Below are 15,021 nucleotides of genomic sequence, written 5' to 3' on the forward strand. Positions count from 1 at the left end.
TGATAAGAATATTTATACCACAACCCTATTAAAAGCATTGTTACAGATCAGCGAAATATCACAAAAATCTCAATAAATGTTTTGTTTATACACAAATTACAGGATTAAGGTAAATGATTATAATATTTTAGGATTTTTCATTATTGAAGCAAATTAAGGTTTCTTAAAAAACTTAAAATACCCGTTTTCAATAATGAGAATGGGTTTTAAGGTTTTTTAATTTTTTTATACCCCCTCCATTTAATGACATTTGGGTTAAATCACCACCCTAATTTAGCACAAAGCCTAACACAAAGCCCAAAAACACACACAAAGCTAAGAATGACCAAACCCTCTACAAGTAAGTTGCTAGGATGCCCGCAATACGCTGAAATTTCATGGATAGCGGCAATAAAGGGCATCGTTAAAAGCGCCATATAAAAATCTCTTAGCCTTGATCCTAACACAGCGTCATGAAACGCGCCAAAAAACCTAGCCTTAAAAATGGCTTTGAGAAACCTAGGATATCTTACTTGGAAAGATTTATAACGATCCCTGCCTCGTGGGTCAAATAAAAGGTTAGACAACAAAGCCGCTATTAAGACTGTTAGCCATGCATAATAACTATCTTTAGGGCTAAAAAGTGGATCGCTAGCACCTAGGCTATAAGGGAATGTGGATATGCATCCCGCATAGACTATGGCCACTGCCCATTGATATTCCCAGTCGCTCAAACGCTTTTTTGAGCCATTCAAGTTCTCTTTTGTAGTATCCATGTTATTTCCTTCCCCCCCATCACCTTGGCTCATTTAAGATCACCAAGCATGCCCAAAACTATAGCCGTAATCATAAAAATCACGGATAGGTTCTCTTGGGGCTTGTGGTTCTCTAGTCTGAGGCTCTCTAGTCTGAGGCTCTCTATCAACGCCACGGATAAAATCTTCTACCCTATCGCCTACTTCAGACCCAATATATCCTCCTGCTGTGCTACCAAGAAATCTCCCTAATCCAATACCCACTGGACCTCCAGGAACCCCAATTGCTCCTCCAATTTTATCACCAACAAAACCCCCAACACCACCCCCTATAAGTTTGCCTAATTCACCCCTTGCCTCTATTTTAGGACTAGCTATAGCCACATCAACCATTGCACCGCATAAAACCACTACACAACTAAATGTTCTTAATCCACTCATAACAAATCCTTTCATAAAATTGAGTTTCAAGGCATGTCTAACGCACCTTGATAAGAATATTTATACCACAATCGCATTCAAAGCATTGTTACAAATCAATAAAATATCACAAAAATCTCAATAAGTGTTTTGTTTTTACACAAATTACAGGATTAAAGTAAATGATTATAATATTTTAGGATTTTTCATTATTTAAACAAATTAAGGTTTCTTAAAAAACTTAAAATACCCGTTTTCAATGTTAGTTTGAGGGGGGCGTGAAAGGCTCAATGAACCGCTAGGAATGTCTTTAGTGATGGTGGTGCCGCTGCCGATTAAGACATTAGAGCCGATATTTATGGGGGCGACTAGTTGGCTATCGCTCCCTATAAAGACATTTTCACCGATGATCGTTTGGTGTTTCTTTTTACCATCGTAATTGCAAGTGATCACGCCAGCCCCCACATTTGTGTTTTTCCCTATCTCACAATCCCCCAAATAGCTCAAATGCCCTGCTTTAGCGCCTTGAAGTTTGGCGTTTTTAGTCTCTACAAAATTCCCCACATGGCTGTTACAAATCACGCTTTTAGGGCGCGCATGGGCAAACGGCCCCACACTGCTATTAATAATTTGGCTCTCTTCTATCACGCTATAAGCCTTAATGCGCGCGTTTTCTATCAAACAATTCCCAATCAAACGAACCCCTTGCTCTAAAACGCACTCCCCCTTAAAACTCACGCCTTTTTCCAAATAAATACTCTTTGGTAATTGCATCACTACCCCCAAATCCATGGCGTTTTTTCGCAGTCTTTCTAACATGATTTCTTCAGCTTCCGCTCTTTCTGTTTGGCTATTCACCCCTAAAAAACACTCTTCTTCTAAAAAAATAGCGTCAATTTTTTCGTTTTCATTGATCCCTAGAGCGATTAAATCCGTGAGATAGTATTCTTTTTGGGCGTTTTGGTCATTAAGCTTGGGTAAGTATCTTTCTAAAAACTTCCTTTTAAAAAAATACACGCCAGCGTTCACGCTTTTAATGGTTTTTTCTTCATCATTAGCGTCCTTTTCTTCTACAATCTTTTTAACCTGATGGTTTTCTAAAACAACGCGCCCATAACCTTTAGGGTCAGCTAAATGCAGTAAGCCTATGGCGTTATTCTGGCTTTCTAATAAGGGGGTGAGGGCGTCTTTAGTGATTAAGGGCATGTCCGCATTCAAAATCAAAATCCGATCATGTTGAGTGAAAATAGGCGTTTTATCTTCTTGCATGATAGCCCCACCCGTCCCTGAATATTTTTCCACGATTTGAGTGTGAAAAACCACGCCCTTAAAACGCTCCAACACCGCTTCTTTAATGCGTTCTTGCTGGTGGTGTAAGACAAGATGCACATCATTACTGATTGAAAAAGCCACTTCTAAAATGTAAAACAACATAGGCTCTCCGCAAAGGGTGTGTAAAGTCTTAGGCAGGCTAGAATGCATGCGAGTGCCTTTACCAGCGGCCAGTATGATTACAGAAAGCATTAAAATCCTTAAACTTATTTTAGGGAATTTTAACATGCCTTATCTTATAATTTGACTTTGTTTCATCAAAGATTTAAGGCTAGAATTGTGCGTTTTTTCATTTTTTTAATCCTCATTTGCCCTTTAATATGCCCTTTAATGAGCGCTGATAGTGCTTTGCCTAGCGTCAATCTCTCTTTAAACGCTCCTAATGATCCTAAACAGCTTGTAACCACCCTTAATGTCATCGCCCTGCTCACGCTTTTAGTTTTAGCCCCATCATTGATTTTAGTGATGACGAGTTTCACCCGTTTGATCGTGGTGTTTTCTTTTTTAAGGACCGCTTTAGGCACGCAACAAACCCCACCCACTCAAATTTTAGTCTCGCTCTCTTTGATATTGACTTTTTTCATCATGGAACCTAGCCTAAAAAAGGCCTATGATACAGGGATTAAGCCTTATATGGATAAAAAGATTTCTTACACCGAAGCGTTTGAAAAAAGCGCTCTGCCTTTCAAGGAATTCATGCTTAAAAACACACGAGAAAAGGATCTAGCGCTTTTTTTTAGGATCAGAAACCTGCCTAACCCTAAAACCCCTGATGAGGTGAGTTTGAGCGTTTTGATCCCAGCATTTATGATAAGCGAATTGAAAACAGCGTTTCAAATCGGTTTTTTACTCTACTTGCCTTTTTTGGTGATTGATATGGTTATCAGCTCTATTTTAATGGCGATGGGCATGATGATGCTCCCGCCTGTAATGATTTCTCTGCCTTTTAAAATTTTAGTGTTTATTCTGGTAGATGGGTTTAATTTATTGACCGAAAATTTAGTAGCGAGTTTTAAAATGGTTTGATATTAAAAACATTCAAGCTATAAAAGCTTGAAACCAGTTTAAAACTCATAATTCAAATACGCTGTAATGGATCGCCCTGGTGCGGGTTCTCTTCCTGTAGGGCTTGTGCCAATTCCCCTAAAATAATACTTCATGTTAAAAAGGTTATTGATTTGCAAACTCCCGGTGATTTTATGCCTACCGCTTTGCCATAAAACGGAGCTTACTTGAACGTTCAACACAAAATACAAGGGCAATAACCCCACTGAATTACAACCATACTCTAGCCCCCCTGTGTATTCTGGGTTTAAGGGCAAGCACACGGTTTGGCTTTTGGCCTGATTGAGCATAGAACTATAAGCGCGGCTATAAAAATAGCTACTAATACCAAAAGTCGTGTGCTTGTAAGTATACATCATGTCAAATATAAATTGGTTAGGACTCACATAAGGCAAACGTTTCCCTTTAATATCAAAGGGTTTATTGACAATGCCTGTAAAATAATAAGCAATATCATCAGCATTAGAAGTGATGCGCGCATCAATGTAAGTGTAAGCCACATGAAATTGCAAACCCCTAATCGGCGCGTAATACAATTCTAATTCCACCCCTTGACTCCTAGCATTCACAGGCTGCGGACTATAGCCTCCCGCATAGTAACGCTTGGCAAAAATCACAAAATAATTGGTATTAAAGCTCAATAGATTTTTATAACTATAGCGTTGCCCTACTTCAATTTCATTAAAAATTTGGTTGTAATTGGTCCTACTAATGCCTAGCATTGTATGTTGTGGGGGGATAAAACTGCGGCGGTAGTTCGCATACCATATCCAATTTTCCATAGGTTTATAGCCAATGTTAAGGCCGGGACTCCATTCGTTTTGACGCTTTTTGGTAGTATTCCATACAGAAAAATCATGCTTTTCTGGCTCTTTGTTGGTATAGTTCAAAAAAGTGTATCTAATCCCTGGAGTTATCACCAATTTAGAATCAAAAAGCTCTATTTTATCGCTCAACCATACCGCTGTATAGTTGTTAAACAAGTTTTGATTGTTGCTGGGTGTTTTAGAAAGAACAAAAGGAGGCATGCGGCACACCCCATCAATAATATCTAATTTTTCGCATGTGCTTTGATCCAATCTAAAATACATATCTATTGTCATAAAACGCATACCCACATTAAAAGTTTGCTTAACTTTACTGGTATTGACAACTAAGTTCAAATTAGGCTCAAATGCGTTCATTATATAACGCCTTAAATGATCAAAGATAAAAAATCCTGCATAATTTTGATCGGTATAAACAGGGCCTAATTTAGGATTGGTATTGACATTCAAAAAATTAGAATCAAATTGGAAATCCCTTGACATGTCATGCCCATAGTAGCTAAAAGTGAAATCCCCACCTATTTTATCCGTATCCCCAAAAAAGTTTTGATACACAGCTCCCCATCGCTTCGCTCTCCCGCTTTTATTGTTATTAGGGCGGTTGTTTTGAAAACGATTTTGATTGTAAGCGTCTATACCTAAAGTTCCGGGGTCTGCCATGAAATAATTATAGTATTGGAAAAAAGCAGTGATCTTATTGCTATCATTGATTTGATACAAGGAATCTAGCATGTAGTTTTGAATGTTCGTAGGGCTGTTGTATCTAAACCCTTGCCCTTTAAGCCAGTTAGCTTGAGCTTGGATTCCAAAATGCTTATTCATCATGCCCCCTGTTCTTAAGTAAGTGTCAAAAAGCATGTTATTGGCTAAGCTCTTGTCAAGGTTTTTAGAATTTTGATTGAAAAAGCCCCCATTTTCAGATTTGCCCCAAAAAGTGGCCCTCTCGCTCACCTGACTCTCCCAATTGGTAGGAATGCCCTTAGTGATCACATTGATCACACCGCCAAAAACATTAGGGCCATAACGCACGCTCTCCCCGCCCTTGGTTACGCTGATTCTATCTACAGATTGAAAGGTTACAGGAAAAATAGGAATGCTAATATCAACATAGGGCGCAACATAAATAGGGATCCCATTGACTAAAACCATAGCCGTATTGGAATGCCCTGAACTCCCCCCACCAAATCCTCTAACAGAAAAGCTAGGCACAGCTCCAATACCCGTAGCGTTTCTAATATGCACGCCCGGCACATTTTGCAAAGCTTCTTCAATGCTCTGATTGGCGCTTTTAGTGAGTTGCTTGTTAGAAATCACCGTGCGAGATCCCATATAGTTTCTCACTTCCTTGCTCCTCCAGCTTAAAGGCGCTTCCTTATCGTTAGCCACCCCTGAAGCTTCTACCCTTTCCAAATTATGAGTTTTGACAGCATGCACACTATGACTCAAAACAACCAAAGAGACTAAAATTCTTTTCATTTACCACCTTTTATGAAAAATGTTCATTTTTACAACAAGGTGTAATTTATAATAACCATTATTAGTTTTAGCTTAAATTTTGAGACAATTATTATTTAAATTAAATTAATAGCTTTTTTTGTCAAAAATGCCGATTAATGCGAATGTTTATAGAAAAGATTAAGATATAAAGAAAAATAAAAATTTTTTAATATTTCTAATAGGGTGAATTTTAAACAAATAAAGGGTTTTAAACCCTTTTAGCCTTTAAACCAAAATTTGAGTCGCATAAAAAGCTATCAAGGAAAATACATACGCTACAACGGTTGTGAAGATGAATAAATACGCTACAAACTTGATCCCCCCAGCTTCCCTACCAAAAGTAATGGTCGCTGCAAAACAAGGGATATAAAACATCACAAACACGATAAAAGCGATCCCACTTGGCACGCTGACTTCTTTTCTTAAAATCTCTCTAAAAGCGTCAGATTTTTCATTTTGATCCCCTAAAGAAAACAACACCCCCAAAGTAGAAACCACCACCTCTTTAGCCATAAATCCGGTTACAAGCGAGACGCTCAAACGCCAATCAAAATCCATAGGGCTAAAGACTTTTTCCAAATACGCCCCGCCTCTTCCTACGATGCTATTTTTTAAATTCTTTTGATCCAGTTTGGCTTTTAATTCTTTTAATTTTTCTTCTTTAACTTCGCTTGAAAGGGTGGTGTCTTTATCCACTAATAAGCTTTCTTGTTTATAAGTTTTCATGGCCACATCGCTTTTAGGGTATTGAGACATAAACCAGATTAAAATCGCTCCCACTAAAATATAAGTCCCGGCCTTTTTAAGGTAAGAAAGCGATTTGGTATAGATACTGAAATAGACCATTCTCCAACTGGGCAAGCGGTATTTGGGCATTTCCATGATAAAGGATTCAGTCTGTCCTTTAAACACGCTTAATTTGAGTAATTTGGCCATCACTAACGCCACAACCGCCCCCAAAATATAAATACAAAACAGCACAAACCCCGCGCTTGAAGAAGGGAAAAACGAGCCTACAAACAACACATAAATAGGGAGTCTTGCCGAGCAGCTCATAAAGCCTATCACAAAAAGCGTGATCAATCGTTCGTTATAGTTTTGTAAGGTTCTTGTCGCCATGTAAGCGGGCACAGAGCAGCCAAAACCGGTGATTAAAGGGATAAAACTCTTCCCATGCAAGCCAAATTTATGCAAGATCCCATCTAATAAAAACGCTACCCTACTCATATAGCCTGTCGTTTCTAGTAAAGAAATCCCAAAATACAACACCACAATTAAAGGCAAGAATGAAACCGTCGCTCCCACTCCCCCAATAATACCATCGCCCACCAAAGACGCTAAATCTTCATTAGCCACATTTTCTTTAACGCTATCGCTCAAAAATTTAAACCCTGCTTCAAGCGCTTTTTGCACTCCGCCCCCTATCAAAAAGCTCAAAGAAAAAATGATAAACATAAACCCTAAAAAAATGAAAATCCCATAACGCTTGTGCATTAAAATCTTATCAATCTTATAAGTGTGTTCAAAACTCGCATTTTGTTTGTTTTCACTGATCACTAATTGAGCGATTCTTTGAGCACTCTGGCTGTATTTTAAAGACTCCTTAAAACTTTGAGACGGGACTTTTATGCTTTCATTGTTTGTAGTATTTTGAGAATAAAGCCTGACAATTTCATCTAATAAAAGCTCTGTATTCAAGCGATCTTCTTTGGATCTTGCGCTTGTAGGAACGCACACAACCCCTAATTCTTGAGAAAGCTTTTCTGTATTGATTTTAATGCCTTCTTTTTGTGCCTCATCCCACATGTTGAGCGCAAGAAGCATTTTTTTATTCGTGTCTAACAGCTGCGTGCTTAAGGCTAAATTACGCTCTAAATTGGTGGAATCCACCACATTAAGAATGAGATCGTATTGCCCTTTTTCTAAAAAATCTTTAGTAACCTTACCCTAAAACCCCTGATGAGGTGAGTTTGAGCGTTTTGATCCCAGCATTTATGATAAGCGAATTGAAAACAGCGTTTCAAATCGGTTTTTTACTCTACTTGCCTTTTTTGGTGATTGATATGGTTATCAGCTCTATTTTAATGGCGATGGGCATGATGATGCTCCCGCCTGTAATGATTTCTCTGCCTTTTAAAATTTTAGTGTTTATTCTGGTAGATGGGTTTAATTTATTGACCGAAAATTTAGTAGCGAGTTTTAAAATGGTTTGATATTAAAAACATTCAAGCTATAAAAGCTTGAAACCAGTTTAAAACTCATAATTCAAATACGCTGTAATGGATCGCCCTGGTGCGGGTTCTCTTCCTGTAGGGCTTGTGCCAATTCCCCTAAAATAATACTTCATGTTAAAAAGGTTATTGATTTGCAAACTCCCGGTGATTTTATGCCTACCGCTTTGCCATAAAACGGAGCTTACTTGAACGTTCAACACAAAATACAAGGGCAATAACCCCACTGAATTACAACCATACTCTAGCCCCCCTGTGTATTCTGGGTTTAAGGGCAAGCACACGGTTTGGCTTTTGGCCTGATTGAGCATAGAACTATAAGCGCGGCTATAAAAATAGCTACTAATACCAAAAGTCGTGTGCTTGTAAGTATACATCATGTCAAATATAAATTGGTTAGGACTCACATAAGGCAAACGTTTCCCTTTAATATCAAAGGGTTTATTGACAATGCCTGTAAAATAATAAGCAATATCATCAGCATTAGAAGTGATGCGCGCATCAATGTAAGTGTAAGCCACATGAAATTGCAAACCCCTAATCGGCGCGTAATACAATTCTAATTCCACCCCTTGACTCCTAGCATTCACAGGCTGCGGACTATAGCCTCCCGCATAGTAACGCTTGGCAAAAATCACAAAATAATTGGTATTAAAGCTCAATAGATTTTTATAACTATAGCGTTGCCCTACTTCAATTTCATTAAAAATTTGGTTGTAATTGGTCCTACTAATGCCTAGCATTGTATGTTGTGGGGGGATAAAACTGCGGCGGTAGTTCGCATACCATATCCAATTTTCCATAGGTTTATAGCCAATGTTAAGGCCGGGACTCCATTCGTTTTGACGCTTTTTGGTAGTATTCCATACAGAAAAATCATGCTTTTCTGGCTCTTTGTTGGTATAGTTCAAAAAAGTGTATCTAATCCCTGGAGTTATCACCAATTTAGAATCAAAAAGCTCTATTTTATCGCTCAACCATACCGCTGTATAGTTGTTAAACAAGTTTTGATTGTTGCTGGGTGTTTTAGAAAGAACAAAAGGAGGCATGCGGCACACCCCATCAATAATATCTAATTTTTCGCATGTGCTTTGATCCAATCTAAAATACATATCTATTGTCATAAAACGCATACCCACATTAAAAGTTTGCTTAACTTTACTGGTATTGACAACTAAGTTCAAATTAGGCTCAAATGCGTTCATTATATAACGCCTTAAATGATCAAAGATAAAAAATCCTGCATAATTTTGATCGGTATAAACAGGGCCTAATTTAGGATTGGTATTGACATTCAAAAAATTAGAATCAAATTGGAAATCCCTTGACATGTCATGCCCATAGTAGCTAAAAGTGAAATCCCCACCTATTTTATCCGTATCCCCAAAAAAGTTTTGATACACAGCTCCCCATCGCTTCGCTCTCCCGCTTTTATTGTTATTAGGGCGGTTGTTTTGAAAACGATTTTGATTGTAAGCGTCTATACCTAAAGTTCCGGGGTCTGCCATGAAATAATTATAGTATTGGAAAAAAGCAGTGATCTTATTGCTATCATTGATTTGATACAAGGAATCTAGCATGTAGTTTTGAATGTTCGTAGGGCTGTTGTATCTAAACCCTTGCCCTTTAAGCCAGTTAGCTTGAGCTTGGATTCCAAAATGCTTATTCATCATGCCCCCTGTTCTTAAGTAAGTGTCAAAAAGCATGTTATTGGCTAAGCTCTTGTCAAGGTTTTTAGAATTTTGATTGAAAAAGCCCCCATTTTCAGATTTGCCCCAAAAAGTGGCCCTCTCGCTCACCTGACTCTCCCAATTGGTAGGAATGCCCTTAGTGATCACATTGATCACACCGCCAAAAACATTAGGGCCATAACGCACGCTCTCCCCGCCCTTGGTTACGCTGATTCTATCTACAGATTGAAAGGTTACAGGAAAAATAGGAATGCTAATATCAACATAGGGCGCAACATAAATAGGGATCCCATTGACTAAAACCATAGCCGTATTGGAATGCCCTGAACTCCCCCCACCAAATCCTCTAACAGAAAAGCTAGGCACAGCTCCAATACCCGTAGCGTTTCTAATATGCACGCCCGGCACATTTTGCAAAGCTTCTTCAATGCTCTGATTGGCGCTTTTAGTGAGTTGCTTGTTAGAAATCACCGTGCGAGATCCCATATAGTTTCTCACTTCCTTGCTCCTCCAGCTTAAAGGCGCTTCCTTATCGTTAGCCACCCCTGAAGCTTCTACCCTTTCCAAATTATGAGTTTTGACAGCATGCACACTATGACTCAAAACAACCAAAGAGACTAAAATTCTTTTCATTTACCACCTTTTATGAAAAATGTTCATTTTTACAACAAGGTGTAATTTATAATAACCATTATTAGTTTTAGCTTAAATTTTGAGACAATTATTATTTAAATTAAATTAATAGCTTTTTTTGTCAAAAATGCCGATTAATGCGAATGTTTATAGAAAAGATTAAGATATAAAGAAAAATAAAAATTTTTTAATATTTCTAATAGGGTGAATTTTAAACAAATAAAGGGTTTTAAACCCTTTTAGCCTTTAAACCAAAATTTGAGTCGCATAAAAAGCTATCAAGGAAAATACATACGCTACAACGGTTGTGAAGATGAATAAATACGCTACAAACTTGATCCCCCCAGCTTCCCTACCAAAAGTAATGGTCGCTGCAAAACAAGGGATATAAAACATCACAAACACGATAAAAGCGATCCCACTTGGCACGCTGACTTCTTTTCTTAAAATCTCTCTAAAAGCGTCAGATTTTTCATTTTGATCCCCTAAAGAAAACAACACCCCCAAAGTAGAAACCACCACCTCTTTAGCCATAAATCCGGTTACAAGCGAGACGCTCAAACGCCAATCAAAATCCATAGGGCTAAAGACTTTTTCCAAATACGCCCCGCCTCTTCCTACGATGCTATTTTTTAAATTCTTTTGATCCAGTTTGGCTTTTAATTCTTTTAATTTTTCTTCTTTAACTTCGCTTGAAAGGGTGGTGTCTTTATCCACTAATAAGCTTTCTTGTTTATAAGTTTTCATGGCCACATCGCTTTTAGGGTATTGAGACATAAACCAGATTAAAATCGCTCCCACTAAAATATAAGTCCCGGCCTTTTTAAGGTAAGAAAGCGATTTGGTATAGATACTGAAATAGACCATTCTCCAACTGGGCAAGCGGTATTTGGGCATTTCCATGATAAAGGATTCAGTCTGTCCTTTAAACACGCTTAATTTGAGTAATTTGGCCATCACTAACGCCACAACCGCCCCCAAAATATAAATACAAAACAGCACAAACCCCGCGCTTGAAGAAGGGAAAAACGAGCCTACAAACAACACATAAATAGGGAGTCTTGCCGAGCAGCTCATAAAGCCTATCACAAAAAGCGTGATCAATCGTTCGTTATAGTTTTGTAAGGTTCTTGTCGCCATGTAAGCGGGCACAGAGCAGCCAAAACCGGTGATTAAAGGGATAAAACTCTTCCCATGCAAGCCAAATTTATGCAAGATCCCATCTAATAAAAACGCTACCCTACTCATATAGCCTGTCGTTTCTAGTAAAGAAATCCCAAAATACAACACCACAATTAAAGGCAAGAATGAAACCGTCGCTCCCACTCCCCCAATAATACCATCGCCCACCAAAGACGCTAAATCTTCATTAGCCACATTTTCTTTAACGCTATCGCTCAAAAATTTAAACCCTGCTTCAAGCGCTTTTTGCACTCCGCCCCCTATCAAAAAGCTCAAAGAAAAAATGATAAACATAAACCCTAAAAAAATGAAAATCCCATAACGCTTGTGCATTAAAATCTTATCAATCTTATAAGTGTGTTCAAAACTCGCATTTTGTTTGTTTTCACTGATCACTAATTGAGCGATTCTTTGAGCACTCTGGCTGTATTTTAAAGACTCCTTAAAACTTTGAGACGGGACTTTTATGCTTTCATTGTTTGTAGTATTTTGAGAATAAAGCCTGACAATTTCATCTAATAAAAGCTCTGTATTCAAGCGATCTTCTTTGGATCTTGCGCTTGTAGGAACGCACACAACCCCTAATTCTTGAGAAAGCTTTTCTGTATTGATTTTAATGCCTTCTTTTTGTGCCTCATCCCACATGTTGAGCGCAAGAAGCATTTTTTTATTCGTGTCTAACAGCTGCGTGCTTAAGGCTAAATTACGCTCTAAATTGGTGGAATCCACCACATTAAGAATGAGATCGTATTGCCCTTTTTCTAAAAAATCTTTAGTAACCTTTTCTTCAGTGGTGAAGTCATTGAGCGCGTAAGTGCCAGGTAGATCAATGATAGTGATTTGATGCTCTTTATGGATCAAACTCACTTCCATTTTATCTACGGTAACCCCGGCAAAATTCCCCACTTTCAAATGGGCGTTACTCAAAGCGTTGATTAAGGACGATTTCCCCACATTAGGCTGGCCCACAAGGGCGATAGTGATTTCTTTCATTGGGTTTGAATGCTCCGCATTAAAGTTTTTTTAATTTTTGGTTATATCGTTTTTAGATTAAAAGTTAGCACTATAGCGCTATAAGACTAATTGTTATATAATAAAAGCGAGACAAGAATGTTAAAATGCGAAAGGGGCGTGTGATGTTGTGCGTGTTTGATATAGAAACCATTCCTAGCGTGAACTTGTGTAAAGAGCATTTTCAATTAAAAGAAGACGATGTGCTAAAAATCTGTGAATGTAGTTTTGAAAAGCAAAAAGAAAAAAGCGGGAGCGAGTTTTTGCCCCTTTATTTGCATGAAATTATCTCTATTGCAGCGGTCATTGGCGATGATTACGGGCAGTTTGTCAAAGTGGGGAATTTTGGTCAAAAACACGAGAATAAAGAGGGCTTTACAAGCGAAAAAGAGCTTTTAGAAGACTTTTTTAGATACTTTAACGAAAAGCAACCGCGCTTAATAAGCTTCAATGGCAGAGGTTTTGATATGCCCCTACTCACGCTCAAAGCCCTTAAATACAATTTAACTTTAGACGCTTTTTACAGCCAAGAAAACAAATGGGAAAATTACCGCGCGCGTTATAGCGAGCAGTTTCATTTGGATTTAATGGATAGCTTGAGCCATTATGGATCCGTTAGGGGGTTGAATTTGAATGGCATTTGCTCTATGACGAATATTCCTGGTAAATTTGATGTGAGCGGGGATTTAGTGCATGCGATTTATTACAACCCTAATTTAAGTCAAAAGGAGAAAAAGGAGAAGATTGACAGCTATTGCCAAAGCGATGCGCTTAACACTTATTGGCTTTTTTTAAAATACGAAGTGCTAAAAGGGGCTTTAAATAAGGAGCAATACCTTGGGCTATTGAATGATTTTTTAGCCAAATTCCCTAAGGAAAAATCCTATTCAAGCGTTTTTACTAACGCTTTAGAGAAAGAGATTAGGGAGTTTGCTTAAAACTTTATTAAAACCCTGAAACTAGGTAAAGACTGCTTAGAAAGAAATTTTTTAAAGCGTTAGAGAAACATGAGCCTAAAGTGCGTATCTGCTTGATTTTAGATCCCCACTTGAAAGCTAAATTGTGCAATAACCATTGAACGATAAGAATAATATTTTTGAGAAAAAAATAAACGGATCTCCCTCAATCTAAAACAAAACCTAAAACAGAATAAAACTTATTAGGGTTTCAATCACTTAAAAGTGATACTATGATGAGTAAATCAACTTAAAGGCAAAGACATGAATGAAGTGGTTATAGTGGCGGCAAAGCGTAGCGCTGTAGGGAGTTTTTTAGGCTCTCTAAAGAATGTGGGCGCTAGAGAAATGGGCGTTTGTGTGCTTAAAGACGCTTTGAATGCGAGTTCTCTTAAGCCTAGCGATGTGGATTCTGTCATTTTAGGCAATGTTTTAGGCGCTGGTTTGGGTCAAAATATCGCCAGACAGATCCAACTGGACGCCGGTATCCCTAATGACAGAAACGCTTTTAGCGTCAATATGGTTTGCGGATCGTCTATGAAAGCTATTCAGTTAGCGCATGACAGCATCGTGCTTGGGCACGATGAGGTGGTGGTGTGCGGTGGCGTGGAGAACATGAGCGCAGCGCCTTATCTGTCGTTTGACATGCGAGAGGGGAAAAGAATGGGGAATGCGAACATGATAGATTCCATGATACATGACGGGCTATGGGATGCGTTCAATGATTACCACATGGGGATCACCGCTGATAATGTGGCTCAAGCATACCACATAAGCCGAGAAGATCAAGACGCATTCGCACTCCAATCGCAACTCAAAGCAAGAGCCGCCATTAATGCAGGGAAATTCCAAGAAGAAATCACACCCATTGAAATAGCGAATAAAAAAGGCGTGGTGGTTTTTAAAGAAGACGAATACCCTAGAGAAACGACGCTAGAATCCCTTGCAAAGCTCAAACCCGCTTTCAAAAAAGACGGATCGGTAACGGCAGGAAATTCATCAGGAATCAATGATGGCGCGAGTATTATCATTTTATGCAGTGCTCAAAAAGCGCAAAAATTGGGGTTAAAAACAATGGCAACTATCAAAGGGTTTGGTTTGGGTGGTTGCAGTCCGGATATAATGGGGATATGCCCTAGCATCGCTATTAAAAACAATCTTAAAAATGTCAAAATGAATCTCAATGACATCAATCTTTTTGAACTCAATGAAGCCTTCGCCGCGCAAAGCATAGCCGTGTTAAAAGAGCTTGAATTAAACCCTAATATCGTGAATGTGAATGGAGGCGCGATAGCCATTGGCCACCCTATTGGCGCGAGCGGCGCTAGGATTTTGGTAACTTTATTGCATGAAATGAAAAGAAGTGCTCATAGCGTGGGTTGCGCGTCATTGTGTGTGGGCGGCGGACAAGGGCTATCAGTAATAGTGGAACAAAAATAAGG

General features: G+C 38.6%; 9 protein-coding genes and 3 pseudogenes. 5 read left to right on the plus strand and 7 right to left on the minus strand.

The annotated features are described in order from the left end of the window. Positions 1–260: 260 nt before the first annotated feature. From FIM44_RS02525 to glmU, 3 genes are all read right to left on the minus strand, one after another. On the minus strand, positions 261–755 hold the full coding sequence (locus FIM44_RS02525; protein WP_140578975.1) for a hypothetical protein: 495 nt from the start codon (positions 753–755) through the stop codon (positions 261–263). A gap of 39 nt (positions 756–794) precedes the next feature. Further along, a complete protein-coding gene (locus tag FIM44_RS02530; protein WP_194148604.1) occupies positions 795–1,175 on the minus strand; it encodes a pantothenate kinase in 381 nt (126 codons plus the stop codon). A 201-nt stretch (positions 1,176–1,376) separates the two neighbouring features. Further along, entirely contained in the window at positions 1,377–2,678 is a 1,302-nt protein-coding gene (gene glmU, locus FIM44_RS02535) for a bifunctional UDP-N-acetylglucosamine diphosphorylase/glucosamine-1-phosphate N-acetyltransferase GlmU (RefSeq protein ID WP_140578976.1), read from the minus strand. Here glmU and FIM44_RS08790 point away from each other — a divergent pair. Continuing rightward, a pseudogene (locus FIM44_RS08790) lies at positions 2,635–2,730 on the plus strand (flagellar biosynthesis protein flip); the annotation flags it as partial. The gene glmU and the pseudogene FIM44_RS08790 overlap by 44 nt on opposite strands. A 35-nt stretch (positions 2,731–2,765) precedes the next feature. After that, the gene (fliP, locus tag FIM44_RS02545) at positions 2,766–3,512 is read left to right on the plus strand and encodes a flagellar type III secretion system pore protein FliP (protein WP_001210287.1); all 747 of its coding nucleotides are present in this window, start codon (positions 2,766–2,768) and stop codon (positions 3,510–3,512) included. Positions 3,513–3,550: 38 nt separating this feature from the next. Here fliP and FIM44_RS02550 read toward each other — a convergent pair whose 3' ends face one another. Beyond that, entirely contained in the window at positions 3,551–5,854 is a 2,304-nt protein-coding gene (locus tag FIM44_RS02550; protein WP_140578977.1) for a TonB-dependent receptor family protein, read from the minus strand. 246 nt (positions 5,855–6,100) lie between these two features. Continuing rightward, positions 6,101–7,819, minus strand: a pseudogene (gene feoB / locus FIM44_RS02555) (ferrous iron transport protein B); the annotation flags it as partial. Here feoB (FIM44_RS02555) and FIM44_RS02560 point away from each other — a divergent pair. Beyond that, a pseudogene (locus tag FIM44_RS02560) lies at positions 7,816–8,088 on the plus strand (flagellar type III secretion system pore protein FliP); the annotation flags it as partial. The pseudogenes feoB (FIM44_RS02555) and FIM44_RS02560 sit on opposite strands and share 4 nt — an antisense overlap. A gap of 38 nt (positions 8,089–8,126) precedes the next feature. Here FIM44_RS02560 and FIM44_RS02565 read toward each other — a convergent pair. Both FIM44_RS02565 and feoB (FIM44_RS02570) read right to left on the minus strand, forming a co-directional pair. Next, positions 8,127–10,430, minus strand: a complete 2,304-nt coding sequence (locus FIM44_RS02565) for a TonB-dependent receptor family protein (RefSeq protein ID WP_140578977.1) — start codon at positions 10,428–10,430, stop codon at positions 8,127–8,129. Positions 10,431–10,676: 246 nt separating this feature from the next. Then, entirely contained in the window at positions 10,677–12,605 is a 1,929-nt protein-coding gene (gene feoB, locus FIM44_RS02570) for a ferrous iron transport protein B (protein WP_140578978.1), read from the minus strand. A gap of 143 nt (positions 12,606–12,748) precedes the next feature. On the opposite strand from feoB (FIM44_RS02570), the gene FIM44_RS02575 reads away from it, so the two are divergent. Next, positions 12,749–13,561: a 3'-5' exonuclease gene (locus FIM44_RS02575; RefSeq protein ID WP_140578994.1), complete on the plus strand. Its 813-nt coding sequence runs from the start codon at positions 12,749–12,751 to the stop codon at positions 13,559–13,561. A gap of 282 nt (positions 13,562–13,843) precedes the next feature. Continuing rightward, a complete protein-coding gene (locus tag FIM44_RS02580) occupies positions 13,844–15,019 on the plus strand; it encodes an acetyl-CoA C-acetyltransferase (RefSeq protein WP_140578979.1) in 1,176 nt (391 codons plus the stop codon). Positions 15,020–15,021: the final 2 nt, after the last annotated feature.

The organism is Helicobacter pylori (genome assembly GCF_006440215.1).
GTDB lineage: Bacteria > Campylobacterota > Campylobacteria > Campylobacterales > Helicobacteraceae > Helicobacter > Helicobacter pylori_CS.